Raw genomic sequence first — 19,819 nt, forward strand, 5'->3', positions numbered from 1 at the left:
GTCACCCGGACGGCTCACGGCAGGGTGACAGGCAACCCCCACGCCTCGAAGTGCTCCGGGCCGATGAACGCGGTCAGCTCAGCCACCTGGTCCCCGCGGAACGTGAGCACGTCGATCGACCACGCCCGATGCACGTGCTCGCCCGGCCCTCGCAGGTAGGACGCGACCGCCGGCTGGCCGTTCGCGCTCGTCGGCACGTGCCGCCACGAGCCGCACACGAACGCGACGGTGGTCGCGAAGTCGCCGACGGTGGAACGCCCCCGGTACCAGTGCGGCAGCGGCGGCATGGACCAGGTGGCGTCGTCGGTCACCAGGGAGAGCAGGAGGTCCACGTCCCCGCGCTCGAGGGCCGACGAGTACGCCGCCACGACCTCCCGGACGCGTGCGTCGGCAGGTGGCTGGTGGTCCCGCGCGGGCACCTTCTCCGCGACCGTGGCCCGCGCGCGCTGCAGCGCGCTGTTCACGGACGCGGGGGTCGTGTCCATCCACGTGGCGATCTCGGCGGCGGAGAAGCCGAGCACCTCGAACAGCAGGAGCGCGGCCCGCTGGTTGCCGGGCAGGTGCTGCAGGGCGGCGACGAACGCGAGCTCGACCGACTCCCGCTGCTCGTACCGCGCGTCCGGGTAGGGACCGAGCCAGGCGACCTCGGTCAGGGGCGCGTCGCCGACGACGGCGAGGTCGCTCGACGGGCCGAGGTCCACGGGCAGTGCCCGACGACCGCGCTGGGCGATCGCGTCGAGGCAGGTGTTGGTGGCGATGCGGTAGAGCCACGAGCGCAAGGAGCTGCGGCCCTCGAACCCGCCGATGGCCCGCCAGGCCCGCAGCAGCGCGTCCTGCAGGGCGTCGTCGGCGTCGTGCACCGAGCCGAGCATCCGGTAGCAGTGCCCGTGCAGCTCCCCGCGCAGCGGCGCGACGAGCTCGGTGAAGTCCTGCGCGCGGATCTCGGAGACGTCCGTCATGACCGATGATTCTGCTCCCCGCCGCAAGTCCTAGGGGCATGACCACACTCACCACCGCCACCACCCTCGACGTCCCGGGCGCCCGCCTGCACTACGAGCTCCGCGGCTCCGGACCCCTGGTCGTCCTCGTCGGCGCCCCGATGGACGCCACCTCCTTCGCGCCGCTGGCCGACCTGCTGGCCACCGACCACACCGTCCTCACCACCGATCCGCGCGGCATCAACCGCAGCCCGGTCGACCACCCGGACCAGGACTCGACGCCGGTGGACCGGGCCGCCGACCTGGCCGCCCTGATCCGGCACGTCGACGCCGGACCCGCCACGGTGCTCGGCTCCAGCGGCGGAGCGGTCAGCCTGCTCGCGCTGGTCGAGCGTGACCCGGAGCTGGTGCACACGGCGATCGTGCACGAGCCGCCCCTGGACGAGCTGCTCCCCGACCATGCCGACCTGTACGAGAAGACCGAGCGCATGATCGCCACCTACCTGTCGGGCGACACCCGGTCGGCGTGGCAGCAGTTCATGGTCATCGGGAACGTCCAGATGCCCGACGAGGTGTTCGAGATGGTCTTCGGTTCCCCCCGCGAGGGGCAGGCCGCGGCGGACGAGCACTTCCAGTTCGCGCACCTGATCCGGCACACCGTGCGCTTCCGGCCGAACATCGACGCCCTCACGGCGGCGGCGACCCGGCTGGTCATCGGCATCGGCGAGGAGTCCACCGGGCAGCTCTGCGACCGGACCTCGCGGGCGCTCGCGGACCTGCTCGGCCTCGAGCCCACCCTGTTCCCCGGCGACCACATCGGCTTCGCCGAGCAGCCGGACGCGTTCGCGGTGCGGCTGCGCGAGATCATCGGCGCATGAGCCTCGACGCCACGTTCACCGCGCCCATCCGTAAGGACGGTGCCTTCGCCACCTACCTGGAGCTGGACGGCTCGGCGGAGCTTCTGGGCACCCGCAAGGCGGTCAAGGTCACCGGCACGCTCGACGGGCACGACTTCGCCGCGACCCTGATGCCGTCGGGCAACGGGCCGCACTGGCTCCCCCTGCGCAAGGCGCTGTGCACGACGATCGGCAAGAGCGCGGCGGGCGAGCTGGTGGAGGTGCACCTCCAGGGGCGACTCTCCTGAACCGTCGCTAGCGTCCGGGGGATGACACCCGTCGTCGGACACCTCACGATCGACAGCGCCGATCCCGCCGCCCTCGCCGCCTGGTGGGCCGAGGCTCTCGGGTGGCAGGAGGTCTGGCGGTCCGACGACGGCGCCGAGGTGGCGATCGGGTCGCCGACCGGCGGGTCGACGAACTGGCTGTTCAACCGGGTAGCCGACGCCAAGACGGGGAAGAACCGCCTGCACGTCGACCTCCGACCCCCGGAGGACCACGGCACCGAGCTCGCGCGACTGCTCGAGCTCGGTGCCGTCCGGGTCGACATCGGCCAGGGTGACGCCCCCTGGGCCGTCCTCGCCGACCCGGAGGGCAACGAGTTCTGCCTGCTGGTGAACACCCCGGCCGAGATCGAGGCGTACCTGAGGGCCCCCGCCTGACCGAGGGCCCTCAGGTACGCGCCCGGGCTGCCGGACCACGTCCCCGTCCGTCACGGCCGAGCCGCGCTAGATTTCCGCTGACGAGAGGAGCCGTGCATGTCGTTCCAGGCCTACCTCGACACGATCGAGGACAAGACCGGTCTCACCCCCCGGCAGCTGGTGGAGATCGCGCACGAGAAGGGGCTCGACGCCCCCGGCGCCAAGGCGGCCGGCGTGGTGACCTGGCTGCAGGAGGACTACGGCGTCGGTCGCGGGCACGCCATGGCCCTGTGGCACGTGATCACGAAGGGTCCGACGATCAGTACCAAGCACGTCGGCACCGACGGCGTGCACCGCGACGAGAGCGACACGCTCTGGCTGGACGGCAAGGCGACGAAGCCGGTCTGAGGTGAACACCACCGACGAGTACATCGCCACGTTCCCCGACGACGTCCGCCCGATCCTCACCGAGGTGGCCGCCGCGCTGCGCCGAGCGCTGCCGGGGGCCGAGGAACGGATCCGCTACGGCATGCCCGCGTTCATGCTGGGCGACCGCTACGCCCTGCACTTCGCCGGGTGGAAGCACCACGTGGGCCTCTACCCGGTGTCGACCCTGGACCCGGAGCTCGAGGTCGAGGTCGCTCCCCACCGGACGCAGAAGGACACGGTCAAGCTCCTGTACCGGGACCCGGTGCCGACCGCCCTGATCGAGCGGATCGCCACCGCGCTGCGCAGCCGGCACGAGTAGCTCCTCGGTCGTCGGGCGTCGTCGGCGCGGCGTGGATACGCTCGCCGAGGCGGCGACGTCGCTGCACGGCTGCGAGAACGAGGGAGTGTCCATGAGCATCAACGACGACGACATCACCAGCGAGCCGGCGCCCGCAGGCGAGGGCGTGGCGGACGGCGGCGCGAACCCCGGCGGGCACGACGGCGGCGCGGACGGGTCGGCCGGCGAAGGTGTGGCCGACGGCGGCGCGAACCCCGGCGGGCACGACGGCGGCGCGGACGGGTCGGCCGGCGAAGGTGTCGCTGACGGCGGCGCCAACCCCGGCGGGCACGACGGCGGGGCGGACGGCTCGGCGTAGTGCCGCACGACGCCCTGGTGGAGCGCGGACCGGTCCTCCGGTCCGCGCTCTCGCGCTGCATCAACGTGCCGACGGAGCAGTTCGCCCGCGACCACTGGGGTCGCGCGCCCCTGCTGTCGGCGGCGAACGACGACTTCGCGGACCTGTTCTCCCCCGCGGCCGTCGACGAGCTGGTCGGCCGGCGCGGTCTGCGGACGCCGTTCGTAAGGCTCGCCCACGAGGGCAGCGTGCTCGCTCCCGACCGGTTCACGTCCTCGGGCGGGTTCGGCGCCGAGGTGTCCGACCAGGTGTCGAGCGACAAGGTGCTGGCCGAGCTCGCCGCGGGCGCGACGATCGTGCTGCAGGGTCTACACCGGATGTGGCCGCCGCTGGTGGACTTCACACGGCGGCTGGTCGAGGAGCTCGGGCATCCCGCGCAGGTCAACGCCTACGTCACGCCGCCCTCCTCGCAGGGGTTCTCGCCGCACTACGACACCCACGACGTGTTCGTCCTGCAGGTGTCCGGCGAGAAGCACTGGGTCATCCACGCACCCGTGCACCCCGATCCCCTGAAGAACCAGGTGTGGACCGAGCACCGCACCGCGGTCGCCGACGCCGGCCGCGGCGAGCCGGTCATCGACCAGGTCCTGCGACCCGGCGACGCCCTCTACCTCCCCCGCGGCTGGATCCACTCCGCGACCGCGCTGGGCGACACGTCCATCCACCTGACCGTCGGCATGGCCGCCTACACGCGCGCCGACGTCGTCGACACCCTGCTCAGCGTCGTCGGGGACACCGGGTCGCTGCGCGCGTCGCTGCCGCTGGGGATCGACGTGTCCGACCCCGACCAGCTCCGGCCGATCGTCGAGGAGACCGTCGCCGACCTGGTCCGCGTGCTCACGGCCACCGCCGACCCCGCGGAGCTCTCCGCGCGATCGCTCGGCGCCCGGTTCGGCCGGGACACCCGTCCCGAGCCCGTCGCTCCGCTGGCCACCCTCTCCGCGATCACCGGCCTCACCGAGGCGACGCGCGTCCGGTGGCGGCCGTCCCTGGGCGGCCGCGTCGAGACCGCGGGCAACCGCGTCCGGATCACCGCCCGCGGCACCGTCCTGTCCCTCCCGGTCGAAGCCGCAGCGGCGATCCGGGTCCTGCATGCCGGTGACGTGGTCGCCGTCGGAGCCCTGCCCGGCCTCGACCTGGCCAGTGCGCTCGTCGTCGTCCGGCGCCTGCTGCGCGAGGGTGTGGTGGTGACGTCGGAGTGACCGAGGGGTGGGTGCCCTGCAGCGACGGCGCCCGCGCACGCCAGGACTCGCTCGTCGCGACCGGCTCGCACGGCGACCGGTGGTTCCTGGTCGAGAACCAGGCGGGCTGGGGTCGGCACGCCCTGCTCGACCCGCCGTTCGACCACGACCTCGGCCGCGCGCTCGTGCACCGGATCGAGGGCGCCGGCATCCGGCCGCTGGCCATCCGCCGCCCGGGCAGGCGAGCCGCTCAGGACGGCACCCGCTGGGCGCTCGTCGACTCGCGGCCGGGCAAGGAGTCCGTGCGCTGGGGGTGGGTGGACACGCCCCGCGACCTGCTCGACGTGCCGCTGGACGGGTCGGCGGGCTCACTCAGCGACCGCCCGGTCTTCGCCGTCTGTGCCCACGGCCGGCACGACCAGTGCTGCGCCGTCCGCGGTCGCAGCGTCGCGGCGCGCCTGGCGGCGGAGTACCCCGAGGAGACCTGGGAGTGCTCGCACCTGGGCGGCGACCGGTTCGCCGGCACGATGGTCTTGCTCCCGCACGGCCTGTACTACGGCTGGGTCGATGACGGCGACGCGGTCGCGGTGGCCGACGCCTACCTCGACGGCCGGGTCGTCCCGGCGTTCCTGCGCGGACGCAGCTCGTCCTCGCACCCGGTCCAGGCCGCGCAGCACTTCGCGCGGGCCTCCCTCGGCGACGACAGGCTCGACGCGTACCCGCCGCTGCACGAGGAGCGCACGGACGACGGCTGGTCCGTGCGACTGGGCACCGCGGGCGGTCCGGTGACCGTGACGCTCGTCGAGACCTCGTCGGCACCTTTGCTCTCCACTTGCGCGGCGACCCAGGCCCTGCCCGTGCGGCAATGGGCACTCGGGCGGATCGAGCGCTAGAACGCCCGCGCCGCGTGAAGACTTTGTTGCGCTCGGCGGAACAGAGTCGTCACGCGAGCGACCTACGGGACGATGTAGCCGGCCGCCCGGAAGAGCTCGTACCACTCCGGGCGCGTCAGCGGGAGGTCCGACCCCTGGGCCGCACCGGTGACGCGGTCGGKGCTCGTGGTCCCGAGCACCACCTGCATCTGCGCCGGGTGCCGGGTGATCCAGGCGGTGGCGATCGCGATCGGCGGGACGTCGTACTGGCCGGCCAGCCGGTCGATCACCGCGTTGAGCTCCGGGTAGTCGGGCGAGCCGAGGAAGACACCGGTGAAGAAGCCGGCCTGGAACGGGGACCACGCCTGGATGGTGATGTCGTGCAGGCGGCAGTAGTCGAGGATGCCGCCGTCGCGGTCGATCGACTGGTCCTCGGCCTGCATGTTCGCCGCGACGCCCCTCGCGATGATCGACGAGTGCGTGATCGACAGCTGCAGCTGGTTGGCCACGATCGGCTGCCGCACGTGCTTCTTCAGCAGATCGATCTGTCCGGGCGTCTGGTTGGAGACGCCGAACGCGCGCACCTTGCCGGCCGCCTCGAGCTCGTCGAACGCCCGCGCCACCTCCTCCGGCTCCACCAGCGCGTCCGGGCGGTGCAGCAGCAGGATGTCGAGGTAGTCGGTGCCCAGCGCGGCCAGCGACCCGTCGACGGACTCGATGATGTGCTCGTAGGAGAAGTCGAACCCGTCGGGCGGCACGATCCCGCACTTGGACTGGATGACGAGCTCCGCGCGGTCGGCCGGCGTCAGGCGCATCGCCTCCGCGAACCGCCGCTCGCAGACGTGCATCGCCCCGCCGTAGACGTCCGCGTGGTCGATCATCGTGATCCCGGCGTCGCGGCCGGCGGCGACCAGCGTGCGGATCTCCTCGTCGGACTTCTCGGTGATGCGCATCAGGCCGAGCACCACGTTGGGGACGACGATGTCCGTGCCGGGCAGGGTGAAGGTCTTCACGGCAGGTCCTCTCATGCTCTCGGCAGGCGCAGCGTGACCAGCTGGAACGGGCGCAGCTCGAGCTCGACAGCGTCGTCGGTCGCGGTGACCCCGGGGGCGTCGACGTCGCGTTCCAGCAGGTCGACCGGCCGGGCGCCCGACACCGGGAACCCGGGCACGAGCGTTGCACGCGCCTTCCCGCCCAGCGACTCGTACAGCCGCACGACGACGTCACCGCTGCGGTCCTCGGCCAGCTTGACCGACTCGACCACGACGGCCGGGTTCGACACGGTGACCAGAGGGTCGGCGGCGTGGGCGCCCCGCACCACTCGTTCGTGCAGGTTGGTGCGGTAGCCGTCCTGGACGGCGTCCGCGATCGCGGCACCCGGGTGCAGGACGGTGGTGAGCCGGTGGCGCCCCTGGTCCGCCTCGGGATCCGGGAACAGCGGGGCCCTCAGCAGCGAGAGCCGCACGGTCGTCCCGGAGCCGCCCGGTCGGCGCGTGATGTCGTGGCCGTAGGTGGAGTCGTTGGCGATCGCGACGCCGTAGCCCGTCTCGCCGACGTGGACCCAGCGATGCGCGCAGATCTCGAACCGGGCCGCGTCCCACGACGTGTTGGTGTGCGTCGGGCGGTAGACGTGCCCGAACTGGGTCTCGGCCGCCGACCGGTCCGCCAGTACGTCGAGCGGGAACGCGAGCTTGAGCAGCTTCTGCCGCTCGTGCCAGTCGACGTCCGTGACGATCTCGACCGCCGCGCTGCCCCGCCGCAGGGTGATGTCCTGCACCAGGTGCGACGAGCCGAACGAGCGCGTGGTGCGCACCACGACGGTGTCGGCGGTCTCGGAGACCACCTCGCGGCTGTCGGCGTCGAGCAGGTCCGTGCCCACCCGGCGGTACTCCTTGTCGATGTCCCAGGCGTCCCACTGCGCCGGGGCGTCGCGGTGCAGCTGCAGCAGGTTGGCGAGCGCGCCGGCCGGGATCACCTCGCGGTCCGCCACCAGGTCGCGCAGCGAGTCGATCTGCCCGCCGGCCGTGAGGTGGACGTCGACCAGGCCGTTGCGGAGCGCGATCGTGCCGTCCTCGGAACGCACGAGGACGACCGGGTCACCGCCTGCGACCTCCACCGGACCCGCCCCGAGCGCGTGCACCCCGGACCGGGCGTGCGGTGCGGCGTTGAGCAGCAGAGCCAGGTCGCCGTCGCCGACGACGGCAGACGCGGCGTCGGCGATGAGGCCCTCGAGCTCCTCCCCGATCGCGGCGTACGTCTCCTCCGCCTGGCGGTGCACCCAGCCGATCGAGCTGCCCGGCAGGATGTCGTGGAACTGGTGCAGCAGCGTGGTGCGCCAGAGCCGCTCGAGCCGGTCGTACGGGTACTCGGCCCCCTGCTGGACGGCGGCCGTCGCCGCCCACAGCTCGGCCTCGCGCAGCAGGTGCTCGCTGCGCCGGTTGCCCTGCTTGGTGCGCGCCTGCGAGGTGTACGTGCCGCGGTGGAACTCGAGGTACATCTCCCCGGTCCACACCGACGGCTGCGCCAGCTCGGCCTCCGCGCGCGCGAAGAACGTGTTCGGGCTGCCCAGCTCGACCGTCGGAGCACCCTCGAGCGAGGCGAACCGGCGGGCCGACGCGACCATCTCGCGCGTCGGGCCCCCTCCGCCGTCACCCCAGCCGAACGGGACGATCGAGGAGCCGGCGACGCCCTTCTCCGCAAAGTTCCGCTCGGTGTGCAGCAGCTCGACCGCGGACAGGTCGGAGTTGTACGTGTCGACCGGCGGGAAGTGCGTGAGCACCCGGGACCCGTCGATGCCCTCCCACGTGAACGTGTGGTGCGGCATCCGGTCGGTGTCGTTCCAGGACAGCTTCTGCGACAGGAACCAGCGCGACCCCGCCGACCGGACGATCTGCGGGAGCGCCCCGGAGTAGCCGAACGAGTCGGGCAGCCAGACGTCCTGCGTCTCGACGCCGAACTCCTCCAGGAAGAACCGCTTGCCCGCCACCATCTGCCGGGCCATCGCCTCGCCGCCGGGCATGTTGGTGTCGGACTCGACCCACATGCCGCCGACGGGCACGAACTGTCCGGCCGCCACCTTCTCCTTGATGCGGGCGAAGAGCTCCGGGTAGAACTCCTTCATCCAGGCGTACTGCTGGGCCGACGAGCACGCGAACACGAAGTCCGGGTCGGCGTCCATCAGCGCGATGACGTTGGAGAACGTGCGGGCGCACTTGCGCACGGTCTCGCGCACCGGCCACAGCCAGGCCGAGTCGATGTGGGCGTGCCCGACCGCGTAGGCGTGGTGCGCGCTGGCCGAGGCCGGTGCGTCGAGCAGCGGGCGCAGCGACTTGCGGGCGGCGCCCGCGGACCCCGGGACGTCGTCGGGATCGACCGTGTCGAGCAGGTCCTCGAGCCCGAACCGGATGCTCGCCCGTCGGGTCGAGTCCACCGGCAGCGCCTTCATCAGCCCGATCAGCGCCGTGAGGTCCTGCAGCAGCTCCCAGACCGCGACGTCCCGCAGCGCGACGTCGACGCACCGCAGCACGTACTGCGGCTCGCCGCCCGCCGTGGCCAGCTCCCCGTACGGCGTCGGCACGAACCCGAAGTTGCTGGCGATGTTCGGGTTGCCGGCCGCTTCGACGAACACGTCGATCTGCCCGTCGCCGGCCCACGGCACCGCCTGGTTCATCGGTGAGACGCCCTTGACCGTCGTCCCGTCCGGCCGCCACACGAGCCCCTCGGCCTGGAACCCCGGGTTCGACCGAGAGAACCCGAGGTCGATCACCAGCTCGACCGCGGTGCCCTCGCCGGACCACCCCTCGGGCACCTCACCGGTCACGTGGAACCAGGTGGTGCTCCACGGTGCGCCCCACGCGAGGCCCGGCGCGACCGGCGCGTACTCCTGGCTGATCGCCTCCCGGAACGGCACCGGCTCGCCGGGAGCCGACCACGCAGTCAGGTCGAGGGGGATCCGGGCGCGATAGACCGCCGGGACGATCTGGTCGGCCACGAACCGGTCGATGCGCGCCTCGGCGAGCAGGGGGTTGCCGTGCATCGTGCTCCTTCGTCGAAAACGGTTGGGGGCGTCAGCCCTTGACGGCGCCGGCCATGGCGAACGAGCCGCCGGAGAACCGCTGGACCAGCAGGTAGAGAGCCAGGACGGGGGTGGCGTACAGGATCGAGAAGGCCGCGAGCTTGCCGTAGGCGACGGAGCCGTACGTGCCGAAGAAGTCGAAGATCGCGACGGCGGCCGGTTGGTTCTCCGGGCTGTACAGGAGCACGAAGGGGACGAAGAAGTTCCCCCACGCCATCGTGAACACGAAGATGAACACGACGGCCAGCCCGGGTCGCATGAGCGGCAGGACGATCCGCAGCAGCGCCGTCATCGCGCTCGCGCCGTCCACCCAGGCCGCCTCCTCGAGGGAGATCGGCACCGAGTCCATGAAGTTCTTCGTCATCCAGATCGCCATGGGCAGCGACGTCGCCGCCATGAAGAAGATGGTCCCGGGCACCGAGTCGAGCAGGTGCAGGTTCACGAAGAGCGCGTAGACCGGCACCATCATCGCCGTGATGGGCAGGCAGGTGGCGAAGAGGATCCCGTAGAGGAACGACTTGCGGAACCGCATCTGGTAGCGCGACAGCGGGTACGCCGCGAGCACCGAGACGACCACCGTGATGACGGCCGTGCCCATCGAGATCACGGTCGAGTTCCACAGCGGCAGCAGCGTCTGCTCCCACGTGAACACCGACGAGAAGTTGTCGAACGTCGGGTTGCCCGGCCACGTGACACCCACCGTCGCGGCGGGGTTGAGCGAGGCCAGGACGATCCACGCGAGGGGGACCAGGAAGGTCACGCCGATGAGCCCGAGGATCACCGACGACACCCACCGCGAGGTCCGGCCGCGCGGGGAGGCGAGCGCGGTGCGCTCCTTGCGGGTGGGCGGCACGACCGGCGTGCTGACAGGCAGGTCCACGACGGACATTCAGTCCACCTCCGGCTTCAGCGCCTTGATGTAGACGATCGAGAAGATCGCACCGACGGCCAGCGTCACGGTGGCGATCGCCGTGCCGTAGCCGACCTGGGAGAACTTGAACGCCTGCTGGTACGCGAGCACCGGCAGCGTCGAGCTCGCCGTCCCCGGGCCACCACCGGTCATGACCCAGATCAGCGTGAAGACGCCGAGGGTCTGCAGCGTGGTGAGCATGAGGTTGGTGGAGATGGACCGGCGGATCATCGGCAGCGTGATGCGGAAGAAGCGCTGGAACGGGCCGGCCCCGTCGATCTCGGCGGCCTCGGTGATCTCGGGCGGCACCTCGGACAGCGCGGCGTTGTAGACCATCATCGAGAAGGCCGTGCCGCGCCAGATGTTCGCCATGATCACCGCGAACATCGGGAACGTGATGAGCCAGGTGGTGCCCTCGAGCCCGACCCGGCCGAGGATCGTGTTGAGCGTGCCGTCGGTGGAGAAGAACGCGTAGAGCGCGAACGCCGCGACGATCTCCGGCAGCACCCAGGCGGTGACGACCAACCCGCCGACGATCGACCGCAGCGGCTTGACCGACGACCGCATGAGCAGAGCGAGCAGCATCCCCAGCACGTTCTGGCCGATCACGGCGGACGCACCGACGAACAGCACGGTGAGCCAGACGGACTTCCAGAACTCGGGGCTGGAGAACAGGTTGGCGTAGTTGTCCAGGCCGATGAAGTCGGGGTTCGCCGCCTTGTAGCCGGTCAGGGCGGTGTTGGTCAGCGAGCCGTACAGGGAGTAGACGATCGGACCGGCCAGGAAGAGGAGCAGCAGAGCGATGGCCGGTACCAGCGGCAGGACCCGGGTCAGGGCGGCCCGGCGGGGCCGCGACCGGGGGGCGGAGGTCCCCCGGCCGCGACCCGCCTCGATGGCGAGGTCCGCCACGGTCAGTCGGTCGTCGTGTTGTCGTCGCCGACGATCCCTGTCACGGCGGCGTCATAGGCCTTGGCCGCGTCCTCCGGCGACTGCTGCTGGGTGGCCATCGCTTCCGCGGCCACCTGGATGTTCGACGAGATCTGCGAGTAGTCCGGGGTGGCCGGACGGAAGTGCGTCACGTCGACGAGCGCGGAGAAGAACTCGAACGACGGGTTGTAGGCGACGTACTCCGGGTCCTCGGCGACGTCCTTGCGCACGGCGATCTGGCTGTTCTCCGTGTCGTACTTGAAGGTGTTCTCCTTGTTCAGCGCCGTGGTGATGAAGTCGAACGCCGCCTGCGGGTCCTCGGCGTTCGCGCCGACCGCGAGGGTCCAGCCGCCGGACATGGAGGTGAAGCCGGGACCGCCGCCGTCCTGCGTCGGCATCTTGGCCATCCCCATCGTCTGCTCCCACTCGGGCCAGGCGTTCTCCCCGGAGATCCAGCCACCCGGCATCCACGAGCCGTCGACCGCCATCGCGAGCTTGCCCTGGGGGAGCAGCTCGGTGCTGACGCGGTTGCCGACAGCGGCGTCGAGGGCGATGTCCAGGCTCGGAGCCAGGCCCTCGCCGTACACGGTGTCGAGGAACTCGAGCGAGTCGGTGAACCCCTGCGATCCCAGGACCCACTTGCTCGAGTCGGTGTCGTAGAGGGTGTCCTCGGTGCCGTACAGGAGCATCTCGAAGCCCTGCATGGTGGTGGCCTCGCCGGCCGCCTTGCCGGCGTAGATGTTCAGCGGGATGACGTCCGGGACCTTCTCCTTGACGGCCCGTGCGGCCGTGAGGATGTCGTCCCAGCTCTCCGGCTGCCAGTCCGCCGGCAGACCGGCCTGCTCGAAGATCGTCTTGTTGAAGTAGATGCCGCGCGTGTCGGTGCCCATGGAGACGCCGTACGTCTTGCCGTCGTCGCCCAGGCCGGCCTGCTTGGCGTTCTCGAAGAACTGGTCCCAGTCCTCCCAGTCGGCCAGGTAGTCGTCGATCGGCAGGAGGTAGCCGGCGGCCGCGTCGGAGCGGATCTGGAACGTGTCCTCGTAGATCACGTCGGGTGCCGTCTCCGGCGACCCGTTCATCAGCGCGAGCTTGGTGAAGTACTGGTCCTGCTCCGCCTCGATGGGCTGCAGGTCGATCGTGATGCCCGGGTTGGCGTCCTCGAACTGGGTCCTGGCCTGCTGAAGCATGTCGTCGAGCTGGTGGAAGGCGGTGGTCTTCTGGTACGCCACCGTGACGGTGGAGGCCCCGGCTGTGCCATCGCCGTCAGCGCCGCCGCCACCACCGGAACAGGCGGTGAGTGCGGCCAGCGCCAGCACTCCGGACGCGGCCACTGCTGCCTTGAGACGCATGGATGCTCCCTTGCTCCCGTGCTTCCTCGCGTGCCGGGCTTCGTTGCCGCACGCCGGGCTCAATTATTAACGCGAAACGACTTATTAACAAGCCCTGTTCGTCCGGATCTCCAGGAGCGGTGCGTCAGGCGCCCAGGAGGAGGTCGGACGTCCGCGGGGTGAAGGCGTGGCTGAGCACCAGCCGCCCCGCCCCCACGGCACCCACTTGGGACCCGAGCGGGGAGCCCAGCACGGCGACCGAGTGCTCGCTGCTGGGCACGCGGTGGTTGGCCACCAGCTTCTCCAGCGCCGGCATCGCGTGGCGCTCCATGCGCGACCACAGCGGACCGCCGACGATCACCGTGTCGAGGTCGCCCAGGTCGGTGATCACCACCGCGCCCATCCCGAGCCGACGTCCGGCGGTCTCCAGCACCTCGACGGCCCGGGCATCACCCGCGTCGGCCGCGGTGCACAGGGCGGTGAACGCCTGGTCCAGCTCGACCACGTCGCCGGCCTCGGGCAGCGGGACGCCGGCCGCGCGGCCCTGCTGCACCAGGATCTCGAGGCCCAGCACCGCGCCCAGGCAGCCGCGCTTGCCGCAGTCGCACAGCGGCCCGGTCGGGTCGACCACGAAGTGCCCCGCCTCGCCCGCGTTGCCGGAGGCGCCGCGCACCACCTCGTCGCGGATCACCAGGGACATCGCCACGCCCGTGCCGAGGTAGAAGAAGACGAACTCGCTCGACCTGTGCACGCCCGGGTCCCACAGGTGGGCCGACGCCGCCGCGATGGTGTCCTTGTCGAGGATGACGGGCAGCTGGGTCCCTGCCTGCACCGCGTCGCGCAGCGGGACACCGTCCCAGCCCGGCAGGTGGGGCGGGTCGAGCACGACGCCCCGCTCGACGTCGATCGGCCCCGGGCTCGCGATGCCGACACCGAGCAGGAGGGTGCGATCGATGCCGGCGGAGGCGATCAGGGCCTCGATCGCACCGACGATCCCCTCCACCACGCGATCGGGCTGGTCCGGGCGCGGGACGGGAAGGTGCGACTCGGCCACCGCGTTCCCGGCGAGGTCCAGGATGACGAACGTCATGGTCGCGGGGTCCAGGTGCACGCCGATCGCGTACCGTCCGCGCGCGTCCAGGTGGACCAGCGTGCCCGGCCGGCCCGGACCGAGCCGCGTGCCCTCGCCCTCTTCGCGGACGAGGCCCTGCTCGAGCAGCCGTCGCGTCGCGTTGGTGACGGTCTGCGCCGAGAGACCGGTCCGCCGGGCCAGCTGCGCGCGGGTGAGGCCCGAGTCCGCGCGGCGGATCACGTCGAGGATCACCGTCTGGTTGAACCCGGCCATCCGCGGCAGGTTCGTCCCTCGGCGCATGGTCCTCCCCCGTCACGTCCGTCGATCCGCTCGACGGGGCACATCATGTCACCGGCCCGTCCGGCTCCCCCGTGCCGGCTGCTCCACGGCCACAGGTCAGGCCGTGACCAGGAAGCCCGCGCGCAGCAGGACCTCGTCGCGCGACGACGGGCCGACGAGCAGCTCGAACTTCCCGGGCTCGACGATCCGGCGCCCGCCCGCGTCGACCAGCGTGCAGTCCGCGACCGGGAGGGACAGGTCCACCGTCACCCGCTCGCCAGCCGCCACGTCGACCTGCCGGTAGGTCTTGAGCTCCTTGATCGCCCAGGTCACCGACGTCACCGTGTCCCGGACGTAGACCTGCACGGTCTCGCGCGACGGCCGGTCCCCCGTGTTGTGCAGCGTGACCTGCGCCCGCACGGTGTCGGCCACGCCGAGCACGGGCTCCAGGACCCGCAGGTCCGCGTAGTCGACGGTCGTGTAGGACAACCCCTCGCCGAACGCGAACGGCACGCGCTGCGTGAGGTCCGCGTAGCGGCTGCCGTGCTGGCCGGGCAGCTGGTTGTAGAAGACGGGGAGCTGGCCCACGTGCTCGGCGAACGAGAGGGGCAGGCGTCCGGACGGCTCGATCCGCCCGAGCACCAGCTCCGCGATCGCCTGCCCGCCGAGCATCCCCGGGTTGGCGGCCCACACGATCGCGGCCGCGTTCATCGCGCTCGGGGGCAGGACGAGCGGCTTGCTCGCGATCACGACGACGACCAGCGGCTTCCCGGTCGCCGCGAGGGCGTCGAGCAGGGCCACCTGGCCACCGACGAGCTCGAGCGTGGCCGTGGAGCGGCCCTCGCCGACGAGCTCGATGCGGTCGCCGACCACCGCGACGACGACCTCGGCGTCCTCGGCGGCGGCCACGGCCTCCGCGATCAGCGCCTCGTCGGGTGCCGCCGGGAAGACGACCTGCGGGCGCGGCTGGCCGTCGGGGAAGAACTCGCCCTCCGGGTCGACGCCGAGCGTGAGGATCTCGGCGCCGCGGGCGTGCGTGACCGTCCAGCCGGCAGGGACGTGGTTGCGGAAGCCGTCGAGGACGGTCTGCGTCATCTCGCGCGGGTGGCCGTCGGGCAGCCAGTCGGCCTGGCCGGAGGCGCCCGCCCAGTCGCCGAGCTGGGTGTGCTGGTCGTCGGCGTTGGGGCCGACGACGGCGATGGTCCTCGTCCCCTCCGAGAGCGGCAGCGTTCCGTCGTTGGTCAGCAGGACGAGCGACCGGCGGGCGACCTCGAGGTTGAGCTCGGCGTGCTCCGCGGACCCGATGACCGCAGCCTGCCGCTCGACGCTCGGGTGGCGGGCGTCCTCGAACAGGCCCAGCTCGAACTTCAGCGTGAGGATCCGGCCGACGGCGGCGTCGAGGGCGGCCTCGTCGAGAAGTCCCTCGTGCACCGCCTCCTGCGCACCCTCGAAGAAGCCGGGCGTGGTCATGACCATGTCGTTGCCGGCCCGCACCGCCGCGGCCGACGCGTGCGCGTAGTCGGGCTGGATGTGCTGCTCCCACACCATCCGGCCGACGTTGTCCCAGTCGGTGACGAGGGTGCCCTCGTAGCCCCACTCGCCGCGGAGCACCTCGCCCAGCAGCCAGTCGTTGATGGTGATCGGCACGCCGTCCATCGACTGGTAGCCGAGCATGAACGTCCGGCAGCCCTCGCGGGCCACGCGCTCGAACGGGGGCAGGAACCAGGAGCGCAGCTTGCGGCGGCTGATGTCGGCCTCGGTGGCGTCGCGGCCGCCCTGCGTCTCGGAGTACCCGGCGAAGTGCTTGGCGGTGGCGAGGATCGCGGTCGGGTCGGACAGGCCGTCGCCCTGGTAGCCGCGGACCATCGCCGACGCCAGCTCGCCGATGAGGAACGGGTCCTCGCCGAACGTCTCGCTGACGCGGCCCCAGCGCAGGTCCCGCGCGATGCAGAGCACCGGCGAGAACGTCCAGTGGATGCCGGTCGCGGCCACCTCGACCGCGGTCGCCCGCGCCACACGCTCCAGCAGGTCGGCGTCCCAGCTGGCCGCCATGCCGAGCTGCGTCGGGAAGATCGTCGCGCCCTCCCAGAACGAGTGCCCGTGGATGCAGTCCTCCGCGATCAGCAGCGGGATCTGCAGCCGGGTCTGCGGGGTCAGCTCGTGCGCCTGGCGCACCCGCTCGGGGGACGTGTGCAGGATCGAGCCGACGTGCAGGTTCAGCACCAGGTCCTCGACACCGCCCTGGGCGTTCAGCTGCATCATCTGCCCGACCTTCTCCTCGAGCGTCATGCGCCCGACGAGGTCGGCGACGCGCTCCGCGACGGTCAGAGCAGGGTCCTGGTAGGCCGCGTTCATGAGGATGTCCCTGGGTCGGATCGATTCGACGATGATGTCTGCGGGACACCCTAGAGGAGCGTGAGATGACCGACGAGTACGACGCCGTCCGAGCCGTGATGGACACCGGCGGGCTGTACGTGGACTACGGCCCCGGGTTGGAGGCGCTCGAGGCGGAGCGTGTCGCCGGCAAGGAGCTGGCCCACGACTTCAACCACTCGCGACCGGGGGAGGCGGACCTGCGGACCGCCCTCCTGCAGCAGCTGCTCGGGTCGGTCGGTGACGGCGTGTGGATCGAGCCTCCGTTCCATGTGTCGTACGGCTCGCACATCCACATCGGGTCGCACTTCTACGCCAACTTCAACCTCGTGATCGTGGACGACGCCTCCGTGGTGATCGGCGACCGCGTCATGATCGCGCCGAACGTCACCATCTCGACCGCCGGCCATCCGACCGTGCCCGAGGATCGCGCCGGTGGTCGGCAGTTCTCGCTGCCCGTGCACATCGAGGACGACGTGTGGATCGGGTCGAACGTGGTGATCCTGCCCGGGGTGACCATCGGGGCGGGCGGCGTGATCGGCGCCGGCAGCGTGGTCACGCACGACGTCCCGGCCCGCGTCGTGGCGGTCGGGGTGCCGTGCCGGGTGCTGCGGTCGGTCGACGAGCCGGGGGGCGGCGGGTTGTAGGACCTCTCCCGCCGCGCGTGGTGCCGGTCGAGATGTCGTGCCGGGTGCGGCGATCGGCCGTGTCGGGCAGCGGGCACTTCGACCTGGCCGCTGCCGGGTGCTGCGATCGGCCGTGCCGGGCATCGGGCAGTTCGACCTGGCCGCTGCCGGGTGCTGCGATCGGCCGAGCCGGGCAGCGGGCAGTTCGACCTGGCCCGCACCCTTCGCGACCCGACAGCCCCGCTGAGTGCACAGGTCCGAGCAGAGTGTCAGTGGTGAATCGTACACTTGTTCGATATCGGGTCGGATCGGACAAGTGCCGTGGGAGGTGATCGGGGTGACGGCAGTTCTCGAGGGCCGCGCGGTTGGCGACCTTGCCGCGAGAGCCTCGGTTCTCGTCCAACCACCCGCGCGCGACGCCCGGCGCACTCCTCGTCCTTCGTCCACGTTGCCCACCTCGCCCACCTCGCCCACCTCGCCCACCTCGCCCACCTTGCCCACCTCGCCCACCTCGCCCACCTCGCCCACCTCGCCCACGATGGTGTGGGCCGACTCCGGACGCGGTGCACGTCCTGAGGCGTCGCCGGTCGTCCCGGAAGGTGCGCGCGTAGTGGACCTGGGCGCTGTGGAGGAGTTCCCGCTGGCCGGGGTGGACGTCGCTGCGCTCGTCGCGATGCTCGGTTCCGTGCCGGTCGCGGAGGTGTCGGGGGCGGCGTTGGTGAACGGAGTAGCCGCGTGGCAGCAGGTCCTCAACATGGTCCAAGCCGCCCAGGCGGTGTGGGTCCGCGAGCTCGAGGCTCGCACGCCGGACGCGCTGCGTCACGTCCCGGACGAGCTCGCGTGCGTCCTGGTGTCCACCAAGCGGCACGCTGAGAACACGTTCATGCGGGCGTGGGGCACAGCCCAGCACCCTGCGCTGGGTGACGCGTGGGCGGCCGGGGCGGTGGACGCGCGCAAGGTCGACGTGATCCTCGACGAGATCCACCGGTCCGGGACGGCTCTGTCCGCGCATGCGGTCGACGCGGTGGTGAGCGACGCGGTCGACCGGGCCACGGAGATGACGGGACCGCAGCTGACCCGGCACGTGCGCGCTGCCCTGATCGCCGCCGGTCCCACGGTCGCTGAGGAGCGTCGGGTGGTGGAGCGCACGCGGCGCGGAGTCTTCCTGGAGCTGGCGCCGGACGCGATGGCCCGACTGGTCGCCTACCTGCCCGCGGCGGACGCGACGGCGGCGTTCACCGCGATCGACGCCCTGGCCGGGCACGCCGCGATCGACGGCGACGAACGCACCATCGACCAACGCCGCGCCGACGCGTTCAGCGACGTGTTTACCTCGATCCTGGAACGGCAGGCGACCCCCGACGGGACGGCGCTCCCCACGCGCCACGGACAGCGGGTCGCGCTGCAGGTCACCGTGGCGGCCACCACCCTGGCCGGCCTGGACGACGCCCCGGCCTCCCTCGGCTCCTACGGCCCCATCCCGGCGCAGCTCGCGCGCGAGCTCGCCCAGGACGCCACCTGGCGACGCGTCCTCACCGACCCCGCCACCGGACAGGCGTGCTCCGTCGGAACACAGTCCTACCGGCCCGGCGCCGACCTGACCCGCACCGTGCAGGCCCGTGACGTGACCTGCACGTTCCCGGGCTGCCGTCAGCCCGCGACCAGGTGCGAGATCGACCACCGCATCCCCTACGACTTCACTCGCAGCCCGCACGAACAGCTGCACGATCCGCAGACCTGCGAGGCGAACCTGCACGCGTTGTGCAAGCACCACCACCAGGCCAAGACCGAGGGCTGGTGGCAGGTCACCTACGACAGGGACACCGGCGTCTCACGGTGGACCGACCGGCACGGGATCACCAGTGCTCGACATCCGGTCCCCGTGCTCGTCCCGCCCGAGGCTCTCGAGCACTGGCGACCTTCATCGCGACGAGCCGACTCGGGCGACCCGCCTTTCTGAGGCGCGCTCGCACTCTGGCTATCCGGTGACGCGATAGTCGAGAAGCAGGTGGCCGGTCGGTGAGGCCACGGCCCGGATCGTCTGGAGCCCGATCGACGGGAGCCCGTCGAGCAGGCGTCGTCCGCGGCCGGCCACCGTCGGCGCGACCACCAGCGTGAGCTCGTCGACGACTCCGGCCGCGAGCAGCGTCTGCGCGACGGAGATGCTGGCGTGCACGCCGACGTCGCCTCCCGGCCGGCCCTTCAGATCGCGCACGAACTCGACCAGGTCGCCGTCGACAGCCGTCGCGTGGTCCCACTCCTGATCGAGCGGTGTCGAGGTGGCGACGTACTTGGTGACCCCGTTGATGAAGTCGGCGAACGGCTGCACCGTGCTGGTCGGCCAGTACCCGGCCCACTCGTCGTAGCTGCGCCGGCCGAGGAGCACCGTGTCCTGCGTCGCGATCACCGTGGCGAGGTTGGCGTCCAGCTCGTCGTCCCAGGTGGTGAAGAACGCCGAGGGATCCTCCGCCACGCCGTCGAGCGACAACAGCTCGTACAGGACGACCTTCCGCACGAGGGCACCTCCGGTTGGGCTCGACGCCGCGGAGACGGCTCGGGGATCCCCCCTCGCCGTGA

General features: G+C 71.6%; 19 protein-coding genes. 10 read left to right on the forward strand and 9 right to left on the reverse strand.

Going from position 1 to position 19,819, the window contains the following annotated elements:
- Positions 1-14: 14 nt before the first annotated feature.
- On the reverse strand, positions 15-959 hold the full coding sequence (locus AC1DXT_RS00710; RefSeq protein WP_477059471.1) for a sigma-70 family RNA polymerase sigma factor: 945 nt from the start codon (positions 957-959) through the stop codon (positions 15-17).
- A gap of 38 nt (positions 960-997) precedes the next feature.
- On the opposite strand from AC1DXT_RS00710, the gene AC1DXT_RS00715 reads away from it, so the two are divergent.
- The 8 genes from AC1DXT_RS00715 to AC1DXT_RS00750 all read left to right on the forward strand — a co-directional run bounded on the left by AC1DXT_RS00715 (position 998) and on the right by AC1DXT_RS00750 (position 5,673).
- Positions 998-1,816, forward strand: a complete 819-nt coding sequence (locus AC1DXT_RS00715; protein WP_477059472.1) for an alpha/beta fold hydrolase — start codon at positions 998-1,000, stop codon at positions 1,814-1,816.
- The gene (locus AC1DXT_RS00720) at positions 1,813-2,082 is read left to right on the forward strand and encodes a DUF1905 domain-containing protein (protein ID WP_477059473.1); all 270 of its coding nucleotides are present in this window, start codon (positions 1,813-1,815) and stop codon (positions 2,080-2,082) included. Before AC1DXT_RS00715 ends, AC1DXT_RS00720 begins: the two co-directional genes overlap by 4 nt.
- Before the next feature lie 21 nt (positions 2,083-2,103).
- On the forward strand, positions 2,104-2,496 hold the full coding sequence (locus tag AC1DXT_RS00725; RefSeq protein WP_477059474.1) for a VOC family protein: 393 nt from the start codon (positions 2,104-2,106) through the stop codon (positions 2,494-2,496).
- 96 nt (positions 2,497-2,592) lie between these two features.
- Positions 2,593-2,883, forward strand: coding sequence for a DUF4287 domain-containing protein (locus AC1DXT_RS00730; protein WP_056086516.1), 291 nt, complete (start codon positions 2,593-2,595; stop codon positions 2,881-2,883).
- Position 2,884: 1 nt separating this feature from the next.
- Positions 2,885-3,223 (forward strand): iron chaperone, encoded by a 339-nt coding sequence (locus tag AC1DXT_RS00735; protein ID WP_477059475.1) that lies wholly within the window; start codon positions 2,885-2,887, stop codon positions 3,221-3,223.
- 31 nt (positions 3,224-3,254) lie between these two features.
- Positions 3,255-3,560: a BatC protein gene (locus AC1DXT_RS00740; RefSeq protein WP_477059476.1), complete on the forward strand. Its 306-nt coding sequence runs from the start codon at positions 3,255-3,257 to the stop codon at positions 3,558-3,560.
- Positions 3,560-4,801 (forward strand): cupin domain-containing protein, encoded by a 1,242-nt coding sequence (locus AC1DXT_RS00745; protein WP_477059477.1) that lies wholly within the window; start codon positions 3,560-3,562, stop codon positions 4,799-4,801. Before AC1DXT_RS00740 ends, AC1DXT_RS00745 begins: the two co-directional genes overlap by 1 nt.
- A gap of 11 nt (positions 4,802-4,812) precedes the next feature.
- Positions 4,813-5,673: a sucrase ferredoxin gene (locus AC1DXT_RS00750; RefSeq protein ID WP_477059478.1), complete on the forward strand. Its 861-nt coding sequence runs from the start codon at positions 4,813-4,815 to the stop codon at positions 5,671-5,673.
- A 62-nt stretch (positions 5,674-5,735) separates the two neighbouring features.
- Here the strand turns inward: AC1DXT_RS00750 and AC1DXT_RS00755 are convergent, their stop codons facing one another.
- The 7 genes from AC1DXT_RS00755 to AC1DXT_RS00785 all read right to left on the reverse strand — a co-directional run bounded on the left by AC1DXT_RS00755 (position 5,736) and on the right by AC1DXT_RS00785 (position 16,598).
- The gene (locus AC1DXT_RS00755; protein WP_477059479.1) at positions 5,736-6,665 is read right to left on the reverse strand and encodes an aldo/keto reductase; all 930 of its coding nucleotides are present in this window, start codon (positions 6,663-6,665) and stop codon (positions 5,736-5,738) included.
- Between the two features lie 11 nt (positions 6,666-6,676).
- A complete protein-coding gene (locus AC1DXT_RS00760; RefSeq protein ID WP_477059480.1) occupies positions 6,677-9,688 on the reverse strand; it encodes an alpha-mannosidase in 3,012 nt (1,003 codons plus the stop codon).
- A 31-nt stretch (positions 9,689-9,719) separates the two neighbouring features.
- Complete coding sequence (locus AC1DXT_RS00765) at positions 9,720-10,616, reverse strand: carbohydrate ABC transporter permease (protein ID WP_477059481.1); 897 nt, start codon at positions 10,614-10,616, stop codon at positions 9,720-9,722.
- A complete protein-coding gene (locus tag AC1DXT_RS00770) occupies positions 10,617-11,552 on the reverse strand; it encodes a carbohydrate ABC transporter permease (RefSeq protein ID WP_477060787.1) in 936 nt (311 codons plus the stop codon).
- Positions 11,549-12,913, reverse strand: a complete 1,365-nt coding sequence (locus AC1DXT_RS00775) for an extracellular solute-binding protein (protein WP_477059482.1) — start codon at positions 12,911-12,913, stop codon at positions 11,549-11,551. The genes AC1DXT_RS00770 and AC1DXT_RS00775 overlap by 4 nt, the downstream gene beginning before the upstream one ends.
- Before the next feature lie 124 nt (positions 12,914-13,037).
- Positions 13,038-14,264 (reverse strand): ROK family transcriptional regulator, encoded by a 1,227-nt coding sequence (locus AC1DXT_RS00780; protein ID WP_477059483.1) that lies wholly within the window; start codon positions 14,262-14,264, stop codon positions 13,038-13,040.
- Between the two features lie 96 nt (positions 14,265-14,360).
- Complete coding sequence (locus tag AC1DXT_RS00785; RefSeq protein WP_477059484.1) at positions 14,361-16,598, reverse strand: exo-beta-d-1,3/1,6-glucosidase; 2,238 nt, start codon at positions 16,596-16,598, stop codon at positions 14,361-14,363.
- A gap of 65 nt (positions 16,599-16,663) precedes the next feature.
- Between AC1DXT_RS00785 and AC1DXT_RS00790 the strand changes: the two genes are divergently transcribed.
- Positions 16,664-17,263: a sugar O-acetyltransferase gene (locus AC1DXT_RS00790; protein ID WP_477059485.1), complete on the forward strand. Its 600-nt coding sequence runs from the start codon at positions 16,664-16,666 to the stop codon at positions 17,261-17,263.
- Between the two features lie 589 nt (positions 17,264-17,852).
- On the forward strand, positions 17,853-19,202 hold the full coding sequence (locus AC1DXT_RS00795; protein WP_477059486.1) for a DUF222 domain-containing protein: 1,350 nt from the start codon (positions 17,853-17,855) through the stop codon (positions 19,200-19,202).
- 18 nt (positions 19,203-19,220) lie between these two features.
- Here AC1DXT_RS00795 and AC1DXT_RS00800 read toward each other — a convergent pair whose 3' ends face one another.
- Positions 19,221-19,757: a dihydrofolate reductase family protein gene (locus AC1DXT_RS00800; RefSeq protein ID WP_477059487.1), complete on the reverse strand. Its 537-nt coding sequence runs from the start codon at positions 19,755-19,757 to the stop codon at positions 19,221-19,223.
- Between the last annotated feature and the right edge of the window lie 62 nt (positions 19,758-19,819).

The sequence above is a fragment of the Cellulomonas sp. P1_G12_2 genome (genome assembly GCF_056405535.1).